We start from the raw sequence: 18,088 nt of genomic DNA on the forward strand, positions 1-18,088 counted from the left end.
TGCAGACGTGACGCCTCGCTAGTCCAATGAACCGCCTTGCACATCCCGGACTGCTCCACGGTCCACGGTCCACGGTCCACGGTCTACGGTCCACGACGACACTTTGCAACCCGCACGCGGGAGAGGCAATCGATGTCGAGGCACGAATTCGGTAGTCTCTGACTGTAGATGCAACGACAGTCTCACTGTGGCAATCGCGCGAGGACGGCACGGGTCACAGCAGTCATAGCCAGTGCCGGGGCGCTTGCACTCTATGCGGCTTTGATATCCATCTGCATAAGCATGGATAGGCCCACCTGCTCCGAATACCACGGGACGACAGCCAGCTGGGGTATTCGCTCGCGCACGGGCCAATCGCTTGGCTCTATCGACAGGAGCGATCTGAACTCGCCGGGTGCGGCAGAGCTCGCGTCGCGGCAAGCGCGAAGTGCTTGTTCTACAGTTTCGACGGACTCTTCACCGTTCGCAGGACTTGTCGCGCCGCCTGGACCACCGGCTGGCAACGCTCTGCCGGATGGCAGCGTCAAGATACGGCCAGCCAACTGCCCGTGCGTCAGACGGACATGTCTAGTTCAGGCTGACTCCGAGGCCCGAGACGTCGTCGTTGTCCGACGAGACCATGATGCCGAGGAGCGGCTTCGAGCTGCCGATCGGGGCCGACCACGTGATGGCAGGCATGCTGATGGTCGCGCCGTTGCTGATCGCGGCGTGGATGAAGACCGTCGATCCCGGGCTCGATGTGACCAGCACCCAGCCAGCGGTCTGGTAGGCGGTGACGACGTCGGTCGTCACTGTCCAGGATGCTGTCTTGTTGTTGTAGATGGTGATGGTGATCTCGCCGGAGTCGAGTCCGGGAACGCCGGCACTGTTGTAGTTCAGCGCCCCGCCCTCGTACGTCGCCGTGCGCTGGGTGGCGCTCGTACCGGTCGCGGCGAGCCCGCCGCTGACGAAGGCCGTCGGGCTGTCGAAGACCTCGCTGGCGGCAGCGAGGGGGGTCGCGACGGCGAGGGCGATGACCGGCGCGGCCCAGGCCGCTGCAGTGGCGACCTGGCGGCGGGTGAGGCCACGGGTCTCGGCCAGGAGGGTGGCGTCGGAGTCGTGGGTGGGTGTGACGGTCATGGCGGGTCCTCAAATGTGGAAGTTCGATGAATCGCGCGGGGCCGGAAGAGCCCTCACGCGCGAGTCGAAAGTAACGACGGCGACGAGTTCGATCAGATGAACGACTGGTTTTTCACCCTCGGCTTCACCCTCCGCAGGGGTCCGGAGAAACCGGATACCACGCGGTGTCACACCTTCTATTAAGGTGAGCGCTGTGACCGAGCCCACCGAACCCCTGACGGCGACACCGGCACGGGTGTCTGTGCTGCGTCGGCTGGCGCGGAATCCGCTCGTAAATCTGGTCGCCGCCTTCGTCGTGCTCGCGCTCGTGCAGACGTTCCTGGTGCGGTTGTACTCGGTTCCGTCGGGGTCGATGGAGTCGACGCTCGAGGTCGGCGACCGCATCCTTGTCAATCGACTCGCCTATCTCGGGGGCGGGCCGGCCGACGGGGACGTCATTGTGTTCAACGCCTCGACGGCCTGGGAGCCGTCACCGCCGGCGGAGACCAACCCGTTGAAGGCAGTGGCCAGGTGGGTCGGCGGGCTCGTGGGAATCGGGCCGACCAACGATCACGTCCTGGTGAAGCGGGTGATCGCCGGCCCCGGGGAGACGGTCTCGTGCTGCGATGCGAAGGGGAGGATCACGGTCGACGGAACGGCGATCGACGAGCCGTACATCCTCGACGACGTGCCGTTCGAGGCCGGGGTGCTGGACTGCTCGACCGTGCCGGCTTCGCTGCGGTGCTTCACCCCGTTCACCGTTCCCGACGACCAATACTTCGTGCTCGGGGACCATCGCTCGGCGTCGAGTGATTCGATCGCCCAGTGCCGGGGGGCTCCGACGACCGCGACGTGCGTGCGGCTCGTCGACCGGTCGGGCGTTGTTGGCCACGTCTTCAGCATCGTCTTCCCGTTCACCCGGCTGGGAGCAGTCTCATGACTGAGCCGGGTACACTCAGGCAAAACCACTAGGGGGCTTCACTCATGCTCGGAAATCTCAACGGCTGGCACCTGATCATCGTTCTCGTGGTCATCCTGCTGCTGTTCGGCGCGACCCGTCTCCCTGCCCTGTCGAAGGGGCTGGCGCAGTCCATGCGCATCTTCAAGCAGGAGACCAAGGCTCTTCGGGATGACGACAAGCCCGCTGAGGCTGTGAACACCACGCCGCCGGCAGCGAACGCCCCGACCACCTCGACGACCGACGTCGCTCCCCCGCTCGAGACGCCGCGTGTCACGCCGGTGCACTCCGACGCGGTGCGCAGCGAGCCCGACTCCAGCAAAAGCTGACGATGGTCGCCATCGGAGCGCGGAGCTCGCGCTCGGGCGGCGAGCGCGCGCCGCGCACGCCTCGTTCGAAGCGCCCTGCTGATGGGCGGATGTCGCTCGGCGCCCACCTGATCGAGCTGCGGAAGCGGCTCTTCCTCGCCGCACTGGGCATCGTGCTGGGCATGGTCGTCGGATGGATCCTCTCCGATGCCGTGCTCCAGGCGCTGACGGTGCCGATCCAGGAGTTGTCCGATGCGCAGGGGCGCACGGCATCGCTGAACTTCACCGACATCTCGTCGGCGTTCGATCTGCGAATTCAGATCGCCTTCACTGTCGGTGTGGTCATCTCCTCCCCGGTCTGGCTCTACCAGATCTGGGCGTTCGCCGTTCCCGGCATGAAGCGGCGGGAGAAGCAGTACGCGGTCGGCTTCGTGCTCTCCGCGGTGCCGCTGTTCCTCGCCGGCTGCGCCGCGGGCTGGTTCGTGATGCCGCACATGGTGGTGCTGCTGACCGGGTTCGCGCCGCAGGATACGACGGCGCTCATCTCGGCGCGTACCTATTACGACTTCGTGCTGAAGCTCGTGCTCGCGATCGGTATCGCGTTCGTGCTTCCCGTATTCCTGGTGCTGCTGAACTTCGCCGGGGTACTCACGGCCAAGGCCATCTTGAAGTCGTGGCGGATCGCCATTCTGGTGATCACCCTCTTCACCGCCATCGCCACTCCGGCGGCCGACGTGATGTCGATGTTCCTGCTCGCGGTGCCCATGGTGCTGCTGTACTTCGGCGCAGCCGGGATCGCGTACATCCACGACCGCAGGGTCGCCAAGCGCAATCGCGCCATCGACGCGGAACTGGGTCTGGATCCCGCCTGAGTCGCGGAATGGCCGCTTTTCGTAGCGGTCGCGCAAATGGTTCGGGGTGAATCGGCCGAATCGACGAATCTCCTCCTTCCGACGTCGAACGGTCACACGTGACACCACCCGTGCGGGCGATGGGCGTCGGCTAACGCCCCTCGTAGCGTGGACGCTGCCGCTCGCGCCGGTGACCCCACGGCTACTCTCGTCGCCGCTCCGTGCGCCATCTGGAGCGGTCGACCCGAAAGCAGAGTTGCAATGGACAACAACATCAGCGCGCCCGGAATCTCCCGACGCCAGGTGCTCGCCACGTCAGCCTGGGCCGTGCCCGTCATCGCTGTCGCCGTCGCGACCCCGCTCGCCGCAGCCAGTGAGGCGCCCGAGCCGAAGTACACGTTCGCCGGCATCTCGGCGACCGGTAACCCCGGCGAGACCCTCGTCGACGACGCCCGCCCGGGCGCTCGTGTTCGCACCGACCCCGAGGGCAACCCGGTCGCCGGCCAGGTCGTCTCGTTCGTGTACGTGTCCGGCCCGTTCACGATGAACGAGAACACCGCCACCACCGACGGCGAAGGCGCTGCCCGCGTCGGCGTCACCTTCGCCCCCGACGCGGAGCCGGGCATCCTCGGCGCCATTCAGGCGTTCTGGACCGGCCCCGACGGCGTCAAGTACGACGACACCGTCGACGTCTCGGTCAACCCGGCGGCCTAGCCGGATACACGAAGCGGGTCGGCTCATTGCGAGCCGGCCCGCTTCGTGCATCCTGGGTTCGCTACGCTTCCCCCATGACCCAGGTGGATCTCGAAGGGTGGCACGATTTCGCGGTGGCGACCGTGGGGGCCGCCGGTGCGCTGGCCGGGTTGATCATCGTGGCCGTGTCGGTCAACGTGAAGCAGATCATCGCCGGGTCGGCCCTGCCCGCGCGGGCCGGTGCCACGATCGCGGCGGTCGCGGTCATCCTGGTGTCGGGGATGGCGATGCTCATCCCGGGGCAGGGCGCCGAGGCGCTGGGCGTCGAGGTGCTCGTCTTCTCGATGGCCGCATTGGCCTTCCAGGCGGATGCCGCGGTGCGCCTGCTGCGGAGTCAGGACGGGCCGCCTCTCTCGGCCAGGGTGTCGACGGCCGTGATCGGGATCGGTCAGCTGACGGGCGGGGTCGTCGGGGGCATCCTGCTCGTCACCGGCGATGCCGGCGGGCTGTTCTGGGTGGCCGGCGGGTTCATCGCGATCTTCGTCGTGTCGATCGTGAACGCGTGGGTGCTGATGGTCGAGATCCTGCGGTGAGCGCCGATCCCCGGGCTGCTGCGCTGTCGGACTTCCTGAGGTCGCGGCGCGGGCAGCTCGACCCGGGTGCGCTCGGCCTGCCCGGTGGCGCGCGACGGGTGCCGGGGCTGAAGCGCGAGGAGGTCGCGGCCCTGGCGGGCATCAGCCGGGATTACTACGTGCGGCTGGAACAGGGTCGAGGGCACCAGATGTCGGAGCAGGTGGTCGCCAGCCTCGCGCGGGCGCTGCAGCTCGACGGTGACGAGCGCAGCTACTTCCACCGCCTCGCCTCGCCCCACCCCGCGTCGATCACAGCCGATGTCCCGCAGCCCGTGACCGCGACCGTGCTGGCACTGCTCGATCAGTGGGCGGATGTTCCGGCCTACGTCTTCGACGGCAACGAGGACATCCTGGCCATCAACGAGATGGCCGACCTGGTCAGCCCGGGGCTCGAGTGGTTCGGTGACAATATCGTTCTCGGCGCTTTCGCTGTGGTGGAGATGTTCCCCGACAATCCGGACTTCCAGGAGCACGCCCGACGCTCGACTGCGGCGCTGCGCTTTCACGGGGACCCGGAGAACGAGCGACATCGGGAGATCGTCGGGCAGCTCTCGGTCGGCCACGTGCTGTTCCGGCGACTGTGGGCGGAGCACCACGCTTATCCGTTCATCAGCGGAACGGTGCCGGTCAGCGTGAACGGGAGCGAGCTCGTGGACTTCCCGTGGCAGATCCTCGAGATCCCCGGCGGGTTCTTCATGGCATTCATGCCCGTGGAGGTGGGGAGCACGCCGTGGCGCATGCTCGCGTGGCTGCGGGAGACGAAGCTGACCGGGCGAGGACTTCGAGGGCCGATGGCGGGGTGGCCTGCCCTCAGCTAGGGAGGGCGTCGGCCAGGCGGGTCAGGGTGCGCTCGGACTGCGGGTCGGCGGGGGCCCAGACGAACAGCGAGTCGCCGGAGTCGTCGGGGAGCAGCAGGAGCTGGTAGGTGAGCTCGATGGTGCCCTGCGCCGTGTGCGGGAAGACCGCCGAACCGTGGCCCAGGGCGCGGAGCTCGTCGTCGGCCCAGGCTGCGGCGAAGTCGTCGCTGCGCACCGAGAGGTTGCCGACGATCGAGCGGAAGGTGGCGTCGCCGCGGTGCTCGTCGAGCGAGCCACGCAGGAGGGCCACGGTCTGGCGCGAAAGCTCGGTATAGCGGGCGTGGTCGCGGTCGATCGTGGGGTCGAGGAAGGTGAAGCTCGCGAGGTTGGCGCCCTCGTGGAATGCCGGCGTCAGCGCCTCGGCCAGGCGGTTCGAGACCACGACGGTGAAGTAGCGGTCGCAGAGGAATGCCGGGGTCGCGGGCCACGACGTGACGAGCTGCCGGATCGCCTCGCGGGATCCGGCCGGCGTGCGGTCGTCGGTCATGCGTTCCACGGTAGCCAGCGGCCCGCGGCTTCGATTGCGATGAATGTAGGAAGGGACGCGCATCCTGGCGGAACCCTGCCGACTACGTCGCGAACAGGGGATCGCGCCAGACATCCTCGGCGATCTCGACCCAGCCGTCGCCCGGGCGGTGATCGCTGAGCAGGGCATCCGCGGTCTGGATGACGCCGCCGAGGCCGGGGCCCGAATAGCCGAGCTGCGAGGCGTCGGGGTCGGGGTCGATCGTGTCGGCCGCGAGGAAGCACAGGCCGCTGTCGAGCTCGGAGGGCGCCGCGACCCACCAGCGCGACGGGCAGCAGCAGGCCCATCAGCAGCCGGTCCAGCGGGGGTGACGCCGAGGTCATCGGGTGGTTCGAGCCTGTGCCGAGAGCCCGGTTGCTAGCGCCCGTCAATAGACTCGGAAGCTCTCGCCCAGGCGGCGAGGGACTCGATCGCCGGGCGCAGGGCGTGGCCGCGGTCGGTCAGGGCGTAGGCGCGGGTGTTGTGACGGAGGGGCAGGCGCGTCAGCACGCCGGCCTCCTCGAGTTCGCGCAGGCGGGTGGCGAGCATGTTCGTGCCGAGGCCGAGGTCGCGTTGGAGGTCGCCGTAGCGTTGCGGCCCGTCGAGCAGGCGTTCGACGATGAGCAGGGCCCACCGGGAACCCACGACGTCGAGGGCCGCCGCGAGATCGCTCACGCGGTGGGGGCGGCGTCCGGCTTCATCCAGAACGGGGAGTAGTGGTAGCCGTCGGGGTCGTCGAACTGGCGCTGGTACATGAAGGGGTAGTCGTCGGTGTCGCCGATGCGGCCGCCGGCGGCGCCGGCTCGGTCGGTGAGCTCGTCGACCGCCTCGCGGCTCGGGTGGTCGAACGAGACCGTGACCTTCGAAGGGGTGTCGGGGCCGCCGATCAGCTCCTCGGTCGCGCCGACGCTTGTGTACATCTCGCGGCTGCCGAGCATGACGTACTGCTCGGGCGCGATGGCGAAGCACGACACGTTGTGGTCGGACATCTCGGGGTTGAGGGTGAAGCCGAGGGCGGTGTAGAAGGCGGTCGCGCGCTCGACGTCGGCGACGGGGCAGGTGATGAAGAGGCTCATGGGTGACACACTTCCAAAAGTGAAGTGACGTGTCAAGAGGCTAGAAGGGCGGATGCTCGGGCAAGGGTCGTGGGGTGGGGCGGGCGGTGGCGCTCGTGGCTCGGTGCGGGGTGGCGCGATGGAATGGCGGCACCGTGATGGGGCGGGTGGCTGGGTGCGGGGTGGCGCCAGGGGGTGGCGGCTCGGTGGCTGAGCGGGTGGTGGGGCGAGTGGCTGGGTGCGGGGTGGCGCCAGGGGGTGGCGGCTCGCTGGCTGAGCGGGTGGTGGGGCGAGTGGCTCGGTATGCGGTGGCGCCGTGGGGTGGGGGATCGGTGGTGTGGCGGGCGCCTGATGGGGAGGTCCAGTGGAGGGTGCGGTCGGGGCCGGCGGTGACATTCCAGTCGGTGTGGTGCTTGACGGTGTGGTGGCGGCGGCAGAGGGCGGCGAGGTTCGCGAGGCTGGTCTCGCCGCCCTTCGCCCAGTCGAGCACGTGGTCGAGGTCGCAGCGGTCGGCGCTTCGGGTGCAGCCGGGGAAGCGGCAGGTCTCGTCGTCGAGCACGACCGAGGCGCGCAGGTCGGCGGGCACCTTGTAGCGGTCGCGGCCTACCGAGAGACGGCGGCCCGTGATCGGGTCGGTGAGGATGCGCAGGAACGTCGGAGCGGCTGCCGCCAGTTCGCGGGCGGTGTCGAGATCGATGGGGCCGTAGCCGTGGAGTTCGGCCGGCTCGGTGGAGCGACCGAGGAAGGTCAGCACCGGGACGGTGACGGCGATGTTCGCCGTGATGCCGCGGGCCCGGGTGACGACGTCGCTGTCGCCGTCGCGGTGCAGCAGGAGTTCGACGAACGAGTCGGCTCGGAGCTGTGCGTGGGTGCGCGACTCGTCGGGCGCGCGCAGGGCGCGGCCCAGCTGGTCGAGGGTGTCGTCGATGGCCGTCGCCGCGACGGCGGGGAGGTGGCACACCAGGGTGGACATGCCGTCGCGCTCCTTCTCGAGCCACACGGCCCGCTCGTCGCGCGCCTCACGGTGGCGGGTGTCGATCGATTCGGGGTGCATCCGCTCCCGCACCACCCGCGCGTGGGCGGAGAGCTGCGGGGCCGTCTGCCGCTCGGCCTTCGCGAGGGCGACCACCTCGAACTCACCCCGTGCGTGTTCGGGGAGCGTTCGCGCCTGCCTCACGACAGCCTGGGCGTGGCGGTAGCTGAGGTCGCCCCGGGTCAGCGCATCGAGGGTGACCGGGAGGAACTCGCAGAGCATCTCGGCGTCGTCGATGCGCTGGGCGGCTGTCGACTCGGGCAGGCGCAGCGTCGTCGCGATCTCGGCCACCAGCGACCGTCGCGCATGCTCGAGCGAGGCCCCGTCGAGCTTCGCGAGCCGGTCGGCCTTGCGCGCGGCTGCCGCCAGATGCCGAACCGCTCGGCCCTCGAGAATGGCCTGCTCGCGCTGGATCTCCGCCACCGCATCCGCCTCGGCCCCGATGCCCTGCAGCAGCGATTCCCGCCTCGAGACCGCCGACGGCGAAACGTCGACGAAGGTGAGAGAGGGGGCCGGAGAAGAGTTCATGAGCGTGCCTCAATTATAGAGGCGCACCCGACTGAGGGCAATAGATTTAAGCCGGTCAATCCCCATTTTCTGCCCGACCCAGCCATGGCCATCGAGGGCAAGCGCGAAGCGCGCGGCAGCACCCCGAGTCCTGCCGTTAATGACTCAGAAGCCGACAGGGCTGCCGCGCGCTACGCGCTTGCCCTCGATGGTGTCGGCCGGGTTTTCGAGGCAGGTGCCCGAGAGTGCGCGGGTGCGCGATCGGTCGTGATATTCGGGTCAGTTGGGGACTGCGCAGGTCTCTTCCGCGGCGTTCTGGCCCTGGAGACCCTCGATGACCTCGGGGGTGGTCGGGGAGTCGGTGGGAGCGGCGTCGGCGGGGGGTGCGGCGTCGGTCGCGGCGGGGTCGGGAACGGCCTCGCCCTCGTCGGCCGAGCCGGTCGTCGTCGAGTCGGGGCTCAAAGTGAAGGGCTGGTCGGCGAGCACCTTCGCGAACAGCTGGTCGGCCAGCTCCTGGATGGGCTGCACCTTGTTCGAGTCGTTCACGTACTCGGCCACCGGGTACGAGACGAAGACGACCTTGGAGAGGTCGATGTCCTTCAGGGTCAGGGCGAGCGAGACCATCGAGTCGGGGCTCTGAAGCGAGGTCGACGGCTTCACGTTCTGCGCGGCCGCCTGGGCGAGGCCGTAGACCTTCGTGATGTCGGAGAGGGTGCTCTCGCTCTTGATCTTGCGCAGCAGCGAGGAGAGGTACTGCTGCTGCGAGCCGATGCGGGACAGGTCGCTGCCGTCGCCGACACCCTTGCGGTTGCGGAGGAAGGCGAGAGCATCCTGACCCTGGACGATCGAGCGGCCGGCGGGCAAGTAGAGCCCCGAATCGGTGTCGGCGATGTCGCCGGTGACGCAGACCTCGACTCCCCCGACCGCGTTGGTGAGCTCGATGACCCCGTCGAAGGAGGTGGCGGCCGCGTACTGGATGTCGACCCCGGTGAAGCCCGAGATGGTCGCCGCGGTGCAGGCGAGGCCACCGCGGCCCCAGGCGTCGTTGAGCGCCTCGGCGTCGCTGGCGTCGTAGGCGGTGCCCGTCGTCGGGTCGGTGCACGCGGGCTGGGGGATGACGAGGTCGCGCGGGAAACTGACCACGACGGCGTTCTGGTGGTCGGCCGAGACGTGCAGCAGGATGTTGACGTCGTTCAGCGTGGACTCGCGCTCGCCGAAGCTCTCACCCTGGTTGGGGTCGTTGTCGGTGCCGACGACGAGGAGGTTGAAGCCGCCCTCGTAGGCTCCGAGGAAGGGCGGCGGGGCGGGCGGAGCGGCGGTCGAACCGAGGTCAACGGCGTTGGAGCTGAACTGCTGGGTGACGCTGGTGACGGCGTAAGCGGTGACGGCGAAGACGCTGACCAGAACCACGGCGACGGCTACGGCGAGCCACTTCAGGACGAACGCGACGGGCGACGGTTTCGGTCGTCTGGCGTGGTGCATCTGCATGTGTGGTCTCCCCGGTCGGCCCGGGTCATCCTGCCACAGCTCGGTGCGCGGCGCCTGAACCGCGGGCGGGTGGCGTGCGGGTCGCGAAGGCGAGGGTGACGTGCGGGAGCTCGGAGCGCGGGATGACCGCGGAGAGCGTGGAGCGCGGGGAGAGTTCGACCGAAAGGGCGTAGACGAGGGGGTCGGTGTCGATCTCGAGCGCCGGGCGGGGTGAGCCGTCGACTTCGACAGGCGGGCGGGCACGCACGGCTCGTTCGCCGGAGAGGAGCGGCGAGCGGGCGGGAGCGATGGGGCCGGAGGGCAGACCCATCTCCCGTCGGAAGCGGTTGGTGAGGATGTGCCGGGTGTGCGCCGCCAGCAGCAGCGGCGGGGCGGTCCGTTCACTCGGCGTCTCGTGCCAGCTAGTGCGGACCGCCTCCCAGAGGAGCGGGTAGTGCATCCGCTCGACCAGCTCGAGGAGCCAGGTGGGTCTCGGGTGCGGCGAGGGCTGCTCGAGGGCGCGGAGCTGCTTGGGGTCGAGGTCGGCGAGGTTGACCGGGTCGGAGTGATCGGCGGGGTTGCGCCAGAGCGTGTAGCTGATGCTGACGGCCCGGTAGCCGTCGCTGGACTCGATGCTCTCGAGGTGCACGTCGTCGAGGGCGGGCTGCGGCGCGAGGCCCATGACCGGACCGGGGAAAGCCCGCACGCGCTCGGCCTGGGCGATCCGCGGATTGGGGGCGTCTTCGGGGAGGTATCCGGTGACGTGCATGGGGGCGGTAGCCATGCTTCATTTTCTCGCTCTAACGGCCTGATCAGTCGAATCCGCCCTGAACCGGCCCGCTTGACCAACGGGTCTTCGGAGGGGTCCATCTACGACCGTAGGATTCCAGCGTGAATGACGACATCCCGCCTATGCCCCCTCAAGACGCCATGCCGCTCCCAGCACCAACGCCGCACTATCAGCAGACGCCGGCCAACTACCCGCCGCCTGCGCAAAATCCACCTGCGCACTATCAGCCGCAGCAGGGCCAGCCCATCTACATGCAGCCGGTCTATCTTGCTGCGCCGCCGCGCCCGCCTCTTCCCGGCAGCGCCATCGCGACCCTCGTGCTCGGGATCATCTCGATGGCGCTCTTCATGACCATCCTCCTCAGCCCAGTCGGCGCATCGCTCGGTGTCGTGGGATTGGTTTTCGGTTTCGTTGCAATCGATAGCGTTCGACGGCCTGGCCGTCGCGGTGTCGGTCATGCCGTGTGGGGTCTGATTCTCAACGGCATCCCGGTCGGGATATTCGTCCTCGGCTGGCTCGTGAGCACTGTCTCGTAGCGACACCGGGCCAGCTAGGGAGCCGGGGTAAGGAGGGCGTGGGACGCGATCGCGGAGAGGGAGAGGACGCGGTAGCCCTTCGTGGCGAAGAAGGCCGTGACGCGGTCGGGCTCGACGCTGACGATCTCGCCCGGGCCCCAGAGGGCGTGGCGCACGCGCTGCGCCTTCTCGAAGACGGGCAGGCCGGGCGAGGCCGGCACGGGCGGGCGGTAGGCGCTGCCGCTGTCGCAGGTGTCGCAGTTGCCGCACGGCTCCGCGAGAGTGTCCCCGAAGTAGGCCAGCAGCAGCTGGCGGCGGCAGCGGGTCGTCTCGGCGTACGAGCGGATCATCGCCAGCCGCGACTCCTCGATGTCCAGCCGCTGCTCGGCGAGGCGCGAGACCGCGGCCACCGCGTCGGCGGGCTCGGTCGGGCCGGCGAGGGCGATCCCCGAGGGGGACTCCACCGCCACGCCCGACTCGACGAGCAGGTTCACCAGGGTGCCGGCGGCGCGGGGCGACAGGCCGCTGCGGGTGGCGACGGCGGCGAGCATCCGCGGGTCGTCGACGGCGAGCGAGCGGATGATCGCCTCGACGTCGGAGGGTGCGGGCCGGCCGCCCGCGAAGAAGCGGCGGAGGCCCAGGTCCTCCTCGCGGTAGTGCAGGGTGGCCCGGGCGGGGGCGCCGTCGCGGCCGCTGCGGCCGACCTCCTGGTAGTACGAGTCGAGCGAATCCGTGATGTCGGCGTGCACCACGAAGCGCACGTTCGGCTTGTCGATGCCCATGCCGAACGCCGAGGTGGCCACCACCGCGTCGACCCCGTCGCCCTGGAACCGCTCGTGCACCGCGCGACGACCGGCCGCGCCGAGACCGCCGTGGTACGCGGCCGAGCGGATGCCCGCCTGCTCCAGCTCGGTCGCCGTCGTCGTGGTGTCCGCCCTCGTGGCCACGTAGATCAGGCCGGGCTTCGGGGCGGCCACCACCTCGGCGAGCACGGCTCGCGCCTTCTCGTGCTCGCTCTCGTGGCGCTCGACCGCGAGGTGCACGTTCGGGCGGTCGAAGCCGCGCACGAACAGCACCGGGTCGTGCATCCGGAGCCGCTGCACGATCTCTTCGCGCACGGGAGCCGACCCCGTGGCCGTGAGGGCGAGCACCGGCGGGCGGCCGAGCCGGTCGATCAGGCCGCCGAGGCGGAGGTAGTCGGGGCGGAAATCATGGCCCCAGGCCGACACGCAGTGCGCCTCGTCGACCACCACGAGGCCGACGCCGAGGGTGCCGAGCTCGTCGACCACCTCGTCGCGGGCGAGCTGCTCGGGCGCGAGGAAGATGAACTCGGCCTCCCCCGAGGCCACGGCGCTCCAGGCGGCGGCGTTCGAGCGCCTGGACTGCGAGGAGTTCACGGCGACGGCGTCGTTCGAGCCGGTGCGCTCGTCGATGTGGCGCACCTGGTCGAGCTGCAGCGAGATCAGCGGTGAGACGACGACGGTGGGGCCCTCGAGCAGGTGGCCGGCGATCTGGTAGATGGCCGACTTGCCGTAGCCGGTCGACATGACCGCGAGCACGTCGGCACCGCCGGCGACCGCTCCGATGGCCTCGGCCTGGCCCGGGCGCAGCTGCTGCCAGCCGAACACTCGGCGGGCGACGTCGTCGATCCTCGCGGTGAGCTCGCTCTGCACGCCCTCACCCTAACTGCGTGCGTCTGGGCCCCACCAGCGGGGGCTGGCGGCACTACGGCTTCGCGACCCCCGAACGGGGGCGGGTGAGCCAAGGGTGATACTGCGGGTGATAAAGGCCGCACTCAGTCGACATCGAGCAGAACGTGCCTAATCTGGACAGGTCGGACCCGATGACGTCTGAGGTTTCGACGGCGTCTCGCTACAGCGGTCACCCAACCGTTGCGAGCACGTAGAGGCCCCTTACCGGTGAACCCCAAATGATCCGGTGAGGGGCCTTCTCCATGCCCGGAGCGTCTCTGGCGCGGGCGCTCGGCGTCGGGCGGGGGCTAGGAGCGCGACCAGCCGCGGACGGTGCAGTCGCGGCAGTAGCCCGAGGTGCCCGAGACGCGCGCGGTGACCTCGTCGCCGTCGTCGGGGGCTCCGGCCTTCACGAGGGTGAGAGCGGGCACGGGCACGGCGGGTACCCCGCGGCCGATCGACGGATGCTCGAGGTCGGCGCGGCCCGCGGCGACCGCCGCCACCGTCCAGCCGTCGATCTCGCTCCCGGTCTCGAGCCCGGCCAGCGAGAAGCCCTCCGACCAGCGCACGCTGATCGTGAGCACGCCGGACGCATCGGCCGCCCAGGGCGCGACGCCGACGGTGCCGTTCGCGAGCGACACGCTCACGGCGTCGGACTGGCTGTTCGCGGCGAAGTCGAGCGCGAACTCGAGCGGCGCCACGATGCCGGGCAGCGGAAGCGGCGGGGCGCTGTCGCGCGAGCGGGCGACCGCGGCGGACACCCAGGACGCGGTCTCGGAGACGGCCTGGTCGTGGGGGTGACGATCGTGGGGATCGCCAGGGGAGCTCGGCGTCATGGTTCTCCATCGAGTGTGCATCGGAGCAGCGTGGGGATCGGGTTCCCCCCGGGGACTACTGACGCACTACGGAACTTACACCGCACGGCTCCCGGACACGCGCGGTGCCACTACTGAGATGGGTAGGGTGGGGTCCCCGTCTCCGGGCGGGTTAATACGCTCAACCGAGACTGTGGGGGTCCAGGATGATCGAGAACGGAATGCCGGTCGACGGCGCACGGGCCGCGCGGCTCCTGCTCGACGCGGTGGTGTCGCAGAGCGGCGACGCCACGACCGACGAGAACACGCGGGCCATGACGACGGCTCTCGGCGAGCTGATCGGCGGGTCCACGGCGCCGGACACGGGAGACGTGGTGGGAGCATCCGTCGTCTGCCTGTCGTGGCTGGCGGGGCATCTCGCCGCGGCGACCCGGCGCTCACCCGAGGAGGTCGTGGCCGATCTGCGGGAGTTCATCGACCTCACGACCGCCCGGGAGGGCGTGACGGGCGTCGATAGAGTGGAGGAGTGACGAGCTACCGCATCGGGCCCGACGTCGCGTGGCACAGTTCCGACGACGACGGTGGCGCGGGCGGTAGCGGTGGTGCGGGCGCGGGTCGAGTGGCGGTGCTCGACCTGGCGGAGGTGGGGGCGGTTCCGTTCGTGCTCGAGGGGTCGGCGGCGGCCATCTGGACGGCGGTCTTCGAGCACGGTGATGAGGGCGCCGACGGCGTGGTCGCCGCGGTGGCCGAGCGGTTTGACCTCGAGCCCGCTGACGTTCGCGCCGACGTCGATGCGTTCCTCGCCGAGCTGGTGCAACGGCGGCTGATCGAGGCGGAGCCCGACCCGGCGGCGGCTAGCCCAGACCCGACCTGAGCTCGCGCGGCGACGGGAAGCCGAACGCCGACATCGCGCGGCGCAGCTCGGCGGCGTCGCTGAAGCCGCTGTGGTGCGCGATCTGCGTGACGTTGAACACCCCGAACGACTCGCTGCGCAGCATCGACACCGCGAGCTCGGCCCGCTGCCGGCGGATCTCACGCGACGGCGTCGACCCGGTCGAGGCGAACACGCGCTGCAGCTGGCGCATCGAGACGTTCAGCGACCGGGCCACCGCCTCGGGCGTGAGCGAGCGGTCGGTGCGGTAGGCGGCGATCTGCGCCATCGCCCGATCCAGGATGCCCGTGTTCGGCGCCTCGGCGGCACCGACGCCCTTGCCCTCGAGGTAGATCGAGGCCACCATCTCCCAGATCAGCTTCTCGGCGAAGTAGCTCGACAGCCGGTCGAGCTCGTCGCCGCCCTCGAGCAGGGTGCCGAGGAACGCGGTGGCCGGCGTGAGCACGGCCGAGCCCTGCACGAGCACGGGATCGGTGTTCGCGCGGTCGATGAACTCGTCGACCGCCGAGAACGGCAGGCCGAGGGTGATAGCGCTCGCGCCGCGGAGGGCGTAGGCGGCGTAGCGGCGGCAGCCGATCAGGTAGAGCGCCTCACCGGGCCGCACCGCCCGCTCGTCGCGGTTCTCGGAGCGCACCATGATCGTGCCGCCGCGGGGCACGATCACCTCGACGGCGAGCTCGTCGGGGCGGCAGATCTTGCGCACCGGCGTGCCGCCCGCCGGCACCCGCAGGATGGAGAGTTCGGTCTGCCCGAAGCGCACTCCGCGCTGCCCGGCCGCGCGGTGCTCCCGCCTCGACTCCATCGTCGAACCGCCTTGGATTCCCGGTGTGCTGCGCGCGCTCTGTGCCATGTCTGCCCCCACCTACTCGGTCACGCGGTCATTCAAGCGCCCGCCGCCCCTGCACGCATCCGTAGTCACTACCGAGATCCGGCGGGTGCAGCGCCCGCCAGCGCCTCGGCGACGGCGGCCGCCAGGGACTCGACCTCGGTCGACCCGATGGCCGGACCGGCGGCCACCGTGCCGTCGGTGGCCAGCAGCAGCGCCGCCGGGTATCCCGGGATGCCGGCCGCCGTCATCACCGCGCGGGCACCGCGGTGCACCGGGGCGTCGAGCAGCGGATGCGCGTCCGCCAGCCTCGCGGCGTCGTCGGAGCTGAGCGCGGCCACCTCGACCGCCCCGCCGAAGCGCTCCCGCCAGCCCGACAGCTGCGGCGCGACCTGCTCGCAGGCGTGGCAGTCGGCCGAGAGCAGCACGAGCAGCAGGGGCTCGGTGCGAGCGAGCTCGGCGAGGGGCGTCAGGGTGGAGCCGTGCGCCAGCACCTCGACGTCGGGGGCGGGCCAGGGGGCGCTGCCGGCCCGGGCGGGCCAGGGGGCGCCGGCGGCGGGGGCCGGTACGGTCGTCGGCGCAGCCGGGGCGCGCCGGCCGGCCACGACGAGCAGGGCCGTCGCGGCGAGCACGGCGGTGGTGGTGGCGAAGAAGGCCGTCCAGTCGTCCCGGTGCAGGGCGAGCAGGGTGGGCAGCGCCCCGCGGTCGGCGGTGACCGCGACGGCGGCGGCCGCGAGGAAAAGAAGGACGTTGCGGGCGGCGGTGGCGGGCGTGAGCGGTGAGCGGAGCATCCCGAAGCAGGCGCAGTCGACCCGGCGGCCACGAAGCAGCACCCGGAGCACCACGACCGTGAAGGCGAGCATCAGCAGCACGGCGACGGCGGCGGCGACGGTGAGCAGCGGCGCGGGGGCGAGGAGCAGCGCGAGCCCGAGCAGCAGCTCGAGGGCGGGGAAGGCTGCCGTGAACCAGGAGCGGCGGAGCGGGGCCGGCACCCCGAGGTCGACGAGGTCGTCGACGGTCAGCCGGCCCGACGGCAGCAGCTTGAGGGTGCCGCTCACCAGCAGCACGGCGGCGAGGGTCAGAGCGAGGGCGGCTGCGACGGCGGTCATCGTCGGGACTCCCTCGGGGGTGGTGGGCGGCGGCGGCGCCGGCGAGGCGGGCCGAGACGCCGGAGCGGGCGGCGGCGCCCACGGGGCCGGCAGAGACGCCCGAGCGCCCGGCGACCCGCCCCGGAGGGCAGACGACGAGCGCTCGGCGGGGTGGATCAGCTGGCCGAGCAGAGGATCAGCGTGCTGCTGACGTTGCCCGCGGACTTCCCGCCGGTGGCGGTGTAGCCGGCGGGCAGCGTGGAGACCGCGTTCAGCTGGAACGCGACCGAGATCGACAGCGTGGTGCGGAACGCGATGGTGGCTCCGGCCGGCAGCGCCGACGTGAGCGTGATCTGACGGCTCGTGCCCGACAGCACCGCGACCGAGGCCGTGCCACCCGAGACGGAGAAGACGCCGATGTTGGCGACTCCCGAGCCCGAGATGACGACGGTGGTGCCGACGGGCAGCGGCGTGGTGGGGCCTGCCTGCAGGGTGAAGCCGGGGCCGAGCACGCCCAGCGTGCCGCAGGTTCCGCGCAGCGCGTAAGCGCCGACGTCGACGATCGAGGCGGCGTGCGCCGGGGTGGCGACGGCCAGGGCGATGACGGGAACCGACCAGGCGGCACCCTTCATGACGGTGCGGCGGTCGAGGCCCTTCTCGGCGTCGATCGGCGTGTTCTTGTTCTGCAGCATGGGTCCCCCTCGAGACGTTCGTCGGATCGCGGCGACGCTTCTCGGCGACCGCTGGATCAGCATTTCGAGGGGGTGAGAGCGGGTGAAGCGGAAGGGGATCTTCTGTCGTTCCGGTGACCTGTCCTGTCGCTGGTGTCACTTTGCGAAGTGTTTACCCGCCGGAAATCCGGGTGTGTCTATCGTGAGTGCATGGGGACCATCGAATTCGAGAACGAGAAGAGCGCACTCGTGCACACGGGTGACGTCACGCAGCCGATCGCGCGGCTCTACCGCATGAACGACGGCTGGCACGCCAAGCTGGCGCACCTGCACACGGGCAAGGCCTGGTTCGGGCCGTACGAGTCGCCCGAAGACGCGCTCAGCGAGATCGCGTAATCGCGCACGGCGCGCCGAACGCACGAGCGGCGAGCTGCGCGCCAGCCGCGAGCGGGAAGCGCTTCTAGAGCGACTTCAGGTCGCCGACCGCGCCGAGGTCGAGGTCGAGGTCGTCGGCCGGCCCCGGCTCGGGCTGTTCGACCGCGACCGCCTTCGAGCGACTCGGGGTGACCGCCGCGAGGTGGTCCCGCAGCGTCTGCGCTCCGGTGGAGAAGTCGGGATCGTCGCCCTGCGCGACCTCGGGGACCGCCAGCACGTCATTGCCGACCCCCACCACGAGCTCGGCCGAGAGGCCGAGCTGGCCCGAGGCCGTGACGATGGGGACGGTGACGGCCTCCGCGAGCCCGCGCTTGGCGAGGCCGGCGCTCAGTTCGACCAGTGCCGTCGCGACCTCATCGGTGGTCAGAACCGTCTCGCCGGCGTAGGTGATTCGCTTCATG

Annotated in this window: 23 protein-coding genes; 10 read left to right on the forward strand and 13 right to left on the reverse strand. The window is 70.4% G+C overall.

The window, feature by feature from the left end:
- Positions 1 to 567: 567 nt before the first annotated feature.
- Entirely contained in the window at positions 568 to 1,119 is a 552-nt protein-coding gene (locus NVV95_RS04115; RefSeq protein WP_259485282.1) for a hypothetical protein, read from the reverse strand.
- A 193-nt stretch (positions 1,120 to 1,312) separates the two neighbouring features.
- On the opposite strand from NVV95_RS04115, the gene lepB reads away from it, so the two are divergent.
- From lepB to NVV95_RS04145, 6 genes are all read left to right on the forward strand, one after another.
- On the forward strand, positions 1,313 to 2,038 hold the full coding sequence (gene lepB, locus NVV95_RS04120; protein WP_259485283.1) for a signal peptidase I: 726 nt from the start codon (positions 1,313 to 1,315) through the stop codon (positions 2,036 to 2,038).
- A gap of 44 nt (positions 2,039 to 2,082) precedes the next feature.
- The gene (tatA, locus tag NVV95_RS04125; RefSeq protein WP_259485284.1) at positions 2,083 to 2,385 is read left to right on the forward strand and encodes a Sec-independent protein translocase subunit TatA; all 303 of its coding nucleotides are present in this window, start codon (positions 2,083 to 2,085) and stop codon (positions 2,383 to 2,385) included.
- A gap of 89 nt (positions 2,386 to 2,474) precedes the next feature.
- Positions 2,475 to 3,236, forward strand: coding sequence for a twin-arginine translocase subunit TatC (gene tatC, locus NVV95_RS04130; protein WP_259485832.1), 762 nt, complete (start codon positions 2,475 to 2,477; stop codon positions 3,234 to 3,236).
- 240 nt (positions 3,237 to 3,476) lie between these two features.
- Positions 3,477 to 3,929 (forward strand): Ig-like domain-containing protein, encoded by a 453-nt coding sequence (locus NVV95_RS04135; RefSeq protein ID WP_259485285.1) that lies wholly within the window; start codon positions 3,477 to 3,479, stop codon positions 3,927 to 3,929.
- 74 nt (positions 3,930 to 4,003) lie between these two features.
- Positions 4,004 to 4,501, forward strand: a complete 498-nt coding sequence (locus NVV95_RS04140) for a hypothetical protein (RefSeq protein WP_259485286.1) — start codon at positions 4,004 to 4,006, stop codon at positions 4,499 to 4,501.
- The gene (locus NVV95_RS04145) at positions 4,498 to 5,358 is read left to right on the forward strand and encodes a helix-turn-helix transcriptional regulator (protein WP_259485287.1); all 861 of its coding nucleotides are present in this window, start codon (positions 4,498 to 4,500) and stop codon (positions 5,356 to 5,358) included. Before NVV95_RS04140 ends, NVV95_RS04145 begins: the two co-directional genes overlap by 4 nt.
- Here NVV95_RS04145 and NVV95_RS04150 read toward each other — a convergent pair.
- The 6 genes from NVV95_RS04150 to NVV95_RS04175 all read right to left on the reverse strand — a co-directional run bounded on the left by NVV95_RS04150 (position 5,351) and on the right by NVV95_RS04175 (position 10,748).
- Positions 5,351 to 5,884 (reverse strand): MmyB family transcriptional regulator, encoded by a 534-nt coding sequence (locus NVV95_RS04150; protein ID WP_259485288.1) that lies wholly within the window; start codon positions 5,882 to 5,884, stop codon positions 5,351 to 5,353. The genes NVV95_RS04145 and NVV95_RS04150 overlap by 8 nt on opposite strands.
- A gap of 396 nt (positions 5,885 to 6,280) precedes the next feature.
- On the reverse strand, positions 6,281 to 6,577 hold the full coding sequence (locus tag NVV95_RS04155) for a winged helix-turn-helix transcriptional regulator (protein WP_259485289.1): 297 nt from the start codon (positions 6,575 to 6,577) through the stop codon (positions 6,281 to 6,283).
- Positions 6,574 to 6,978, reverse strand: coding sequence for a VOC family protein (locus NVV95_RS04160; protein WP_259485290.1), 405 nt, complete (start codon positions 6,976 to 6,978; stop codon positions 6,574 to 6,576). The genes NVV95_RS04155 and NVV95_RS04160 overlap by 4 nt, the downstream gene beginning before the upstream one ends.
- Before the next feature lie 40 nt (positions 6,979 to 7,018).
- A complete protein-coding gene (locus NVV95_RS04165; protein WP_259485291.1) occupies positions 7,019 to 8,518 on the reverse strand; it encodes an HNH endonuclease signature motif containing protein in 1,500 nt (499 codons plus the stop codon).
- Between the two features lie 258 nt (positions 8,519 to 8,776).
- The gene (locus NVV95_RS04170; RefSeq protein WP_259485292.1) at positions 8,777 to 9,985 is read right to left on the reverse strand and encodes an LCP family protein; all 1,209 of its coding nucleotides are present in this window, start codon (positions 9,983 to 9,985) and stop codon (positions 8,777 to 8,779) included.
- A gap of 25 nt (positions 9,986 to 10,010) precedes the next feature.
- Complete coding sequence (locus tag NVV95_RS04175) at positions 10,011 to 10,748, reverse strand: hypothetical protein (protein ID WP_259485293.1); 738 nt, start codon at positions 10,746 to 10,748, stop codon at positions 10,011 to 10,013.
- Positions 10,749 to 10,855: 107 nt separating this feature from the next.
- Between NVV95_RS04175 and NVV95_RS04180 the strand changes: the two genes are divergently transcribed.
- Positions 10,856 to 11,290, forward strand: coding sequence for a DUF4190 domain-containing protein (locus tag NVV95_RS04180; protein ID WP_259485294.1), 435 nt, complete (start codon positions 10,856 to 10,858; stop codon positions 11,288 to 11,290).
- Between the two features lie 14 nt (positions 11,291 to 11,304).
- Here NVV95_RS04180 and NVV95_RS04185 read toward each other — a convergent pair whose 3' ends face one another.
- On the reverse strand, positions 11,305 to 12,942 hold the full coding sequence (locus NVV95_RS04185; RefSeq protein ID WP_259485295.1) for a RecQ family ATP-dependent DNA helicase: 1,638 nt from the start codon (positions 12,940 to 12,942) through the stop codon (positions 11,305 to 11,307).
- A gap of 326 nt (positions 12,943 to 13,268) precedes the next feature.
- Positions 13,269 to 13,796, reverse strand: coding sequence for a hypothetical protein (locus NVV95_RS04190; protein WP_259485296.1), 528 nt, complete (start codon positions 13,794 to 13,796; stop codon positions 13,269 to 13,271).
- A gap of 185 nt (positions 13,797 to 13,981) precedes the next feature.
- On the opposite strand from NVV95_RS04190, the gene NVV95_RS04195 reads away from it, so the two are divergent.
- A complete protein-coding gene (locus tag NVV95_RS04195; protein ID WP_259485297.1) occupies positions 13,982 to 14,305 on the forward strand; it encodes a hypothetical protein in 324 nt (107 codons plus the stop codon).
- The gene (locus NVV95_RS04200; RefSeq protein WP_259485298.1) at positions 14,302 to 14,649 is read left to right on the forward strand and encodes a PqqD family protein; all 348 of its coding nucleotides are present in this window, start codon (positions 14,302 to 14,304) and stop codon (positions 14,647 to 14,649) included. Before NVV95_RS04195 ends, NVV95_RS04200 begins: the two co-directional genes overlap by 4 nt.
- Here NVV95_RS04200 and NVV95_RS04205 read toward each other — a convergent pair.
- The 3 genes from NVV95_RS04205 to NVV95_RS04215 all read right to left on the reverse strand — a co-directional run bounded on the left by NVV95_RS04205 (position 14,630) and on the right by NVV95_RS04215 (position 17,273).
- Positions 14,630 to 15,517, reverse strand: coding sequence for a helix-turn-helix domain-containing protein (locus tag NVV95_RS04205; protein WP_259485299.1), 888 nt, complete (start codon positions 15,515 to 15,517; stop codon positions 14,630 to 14,632). The two genes, NVV95_RS04200 and NVV95_RS04205, sit on opposite strands and share 20 nt — an antisense overlap.
- Positions 15,518 to 15,585: 68 nt before the next feature.
- Positions 15,586 to 16,602, reverse strand: a complete 1,017-nt coding sequence (locus NVV95_RS04210; RefSeq protein WP_259485300.1) for a MauE/DoxX family redox-associated membrane protein — start codon at positions 16,600 to 16,602, stop codon at positions 15,586 to 15,588.
- A gap of 155 nt (positions 16,603 to 16,757) precedes the next feature.
- Positions 16,758 to 17,273, reverse strand: coding sequence for a hypothetical protein (locus NVV95_RS04215; protein WP_259485301.1), 516 nt, complete (start codon positions 17,271 to 17,273; stop codon positions 16,758 to 16,760).
- 189 nt (positions 17,274 to 17,462) lie between these two features.
- On the opposite strand from NVV95_RS04215, the gene NVV95_RS04220 reads away from it, so the two are divergent.
- Positions 17,463 to 17,648 carry a hypothetical protein gene (locus tag NVV95_RS04220; RefSeq protein WP_173182699.1) on the forward strand — a complete coding sequence of 62 codons (186 nt, stop codon included), beginning with the start codon at positions 17,463 to 17,465 and terminating at the stop codon, positions 17,646 to 17,648.
- A 64-nt stretch (positions 17,649 to 17,712) separates the two neighbouring features.
- On the opposite strand, the gene NVV95_RS04225 is transcribed toward NVV95_RS04220, so the two are convergent.
- Entirely contained in the window at positions 17,713 to 18,087 is a 375-nt protein-coding gene (locus NVV95_RS04225; RefSeq protein ID WP_259485302.1) for a hypothetical protein, read from the reverse strand.
- Position 18,088: the final 1 nt, after the last annotated feature.

This window comes from Herbiconiux gentiana, assembly GCF_024978135.1.
In the GTDB taxonomy this organism is placed as follows: Bacteria; Actinomycetota; Actinomycetes; order Actinomycetales; family Microbacteriaceae; genus Herbiconiux; species Herbiconiux gentiana.

Bases quoted from the DNA above. Each gene is read 5' to 3' on its own strand.
- NVV95_RS04115 (WP_259485282.1), bottom strand. From the start codon at position 1,119: ATGACCGTCACACCCACCCACGACTCCGACGCCACCCTCCTGGCCGAG.
- tatA (WP_259485284.1), top strand. From the start codon at position 2,083: ATGCTCGGAAATCTCAACGGCTGGCACCTGATCATCGTTCTCGTGGTC.
- tatC (WP_259485832.1), top strand. From the start codon at position 2,475: ATGTCGCTCGGCGCCCACCTGATCGAGCTGCGGAAGCGGCTCTTCCTC.
- NVV95_RS04135 (WP_259485285.1), top strand. From the start codon at position 3,477: ATGGACAACAACATCAGCGCGCCCGGAATCTCCCGACGCCAGGTGCTC.
- NVV95_RS04140 (WP_259485286.1), top strand. From the start codon at position 4,004: ATGACCCAGGTGGATCTCGAAGGGTGGCACGATTTCGCGGTGGCGACC.
- NVV95_RS04150 (WP_259485288.1), bottom strand. From the start codon at position 5,884: ATGACCGACGACCGCACGCCGGCCGGATCCCGCGAGGCGATCCGGCAG.
- NVV95_RS04160 (WP_259485290.1), bottom strand. From the start codon at position 6,978: ATGAGCCTCTTCATCACCTGCCCCGTCGCCGACGTCGAGCGCGCGACC.
- NVV95_RS04165 (WP_259485291.1), bottom strand. From the start codon at position 8,518: ATGAACTCTTCTCCGGCCCCCTCTCTCACCTTCGTCGACGTTTCGCCG.
- NVV95_RS04170 (WP_259485292.1), bottom strand. From the start codon at position 9,985: ATGCAGATGCACCACGCCAGACGACCGAAACCGTCGCCCGTCGCGTTC.
- NVV95_RS04175 (WP_259485293.1), bottom strand. From the start codon at position 10,748: ATGGCTACCGCCCCCATGCACGTCACCGGATACCTCCCCGAAGACGCC.
- NVV95_RS04190 (WP_259485296.1), bottom strand. From the start codon at position 13,796: ATGACGCCGAGCTCCCCTGGCGATCCCCACGATCGTCACCCCCACGAC.
- NVV95_RS04195 (WP_259485297.1), top strand. From the start codon at position 13,982: ATGATCGAGAACGGAATGCCGGTCGACGGCGCACGGGCCGCGCGGCTC.
- NVV95_RS04205 (WP_259485299.1), bottom strand. From the start codon at position 15,517: ATGGCACAGAGCGCGCGCAGCACACCGGGAATCCAAGGCGGTTCGACG.
- NVV95_RS04210 (WP_259485300.1), bottom strand. From the start codon at position 16,602: ATGACCGCCGTCGCAGCCGCCCTCGCTCTGACCCTCGCCGCCGTGCTG.
- NVV95_RS04215 (WP_259485301.1), bottom strand. From the start codon at position 17,273: ATGCTGCAGAACAAGAACACGCCGATCGACGCCGAGAAGGGCCTCGAC.
- NVV95_RS04220 (WP_173182699.1), top strand. From the start codon at position 17,463: ATGGGGACCATCGAATTCGAGAACGAGAAGAGCGCACTCGTGCACACG.
- NVV95_RS04225 (WP_259485302.1), bottom strand. From the start codon at position 18,087: ATGAAGCGAATCACCTACGCCGGCGAGACGGTTCTGACCACCGATGAG.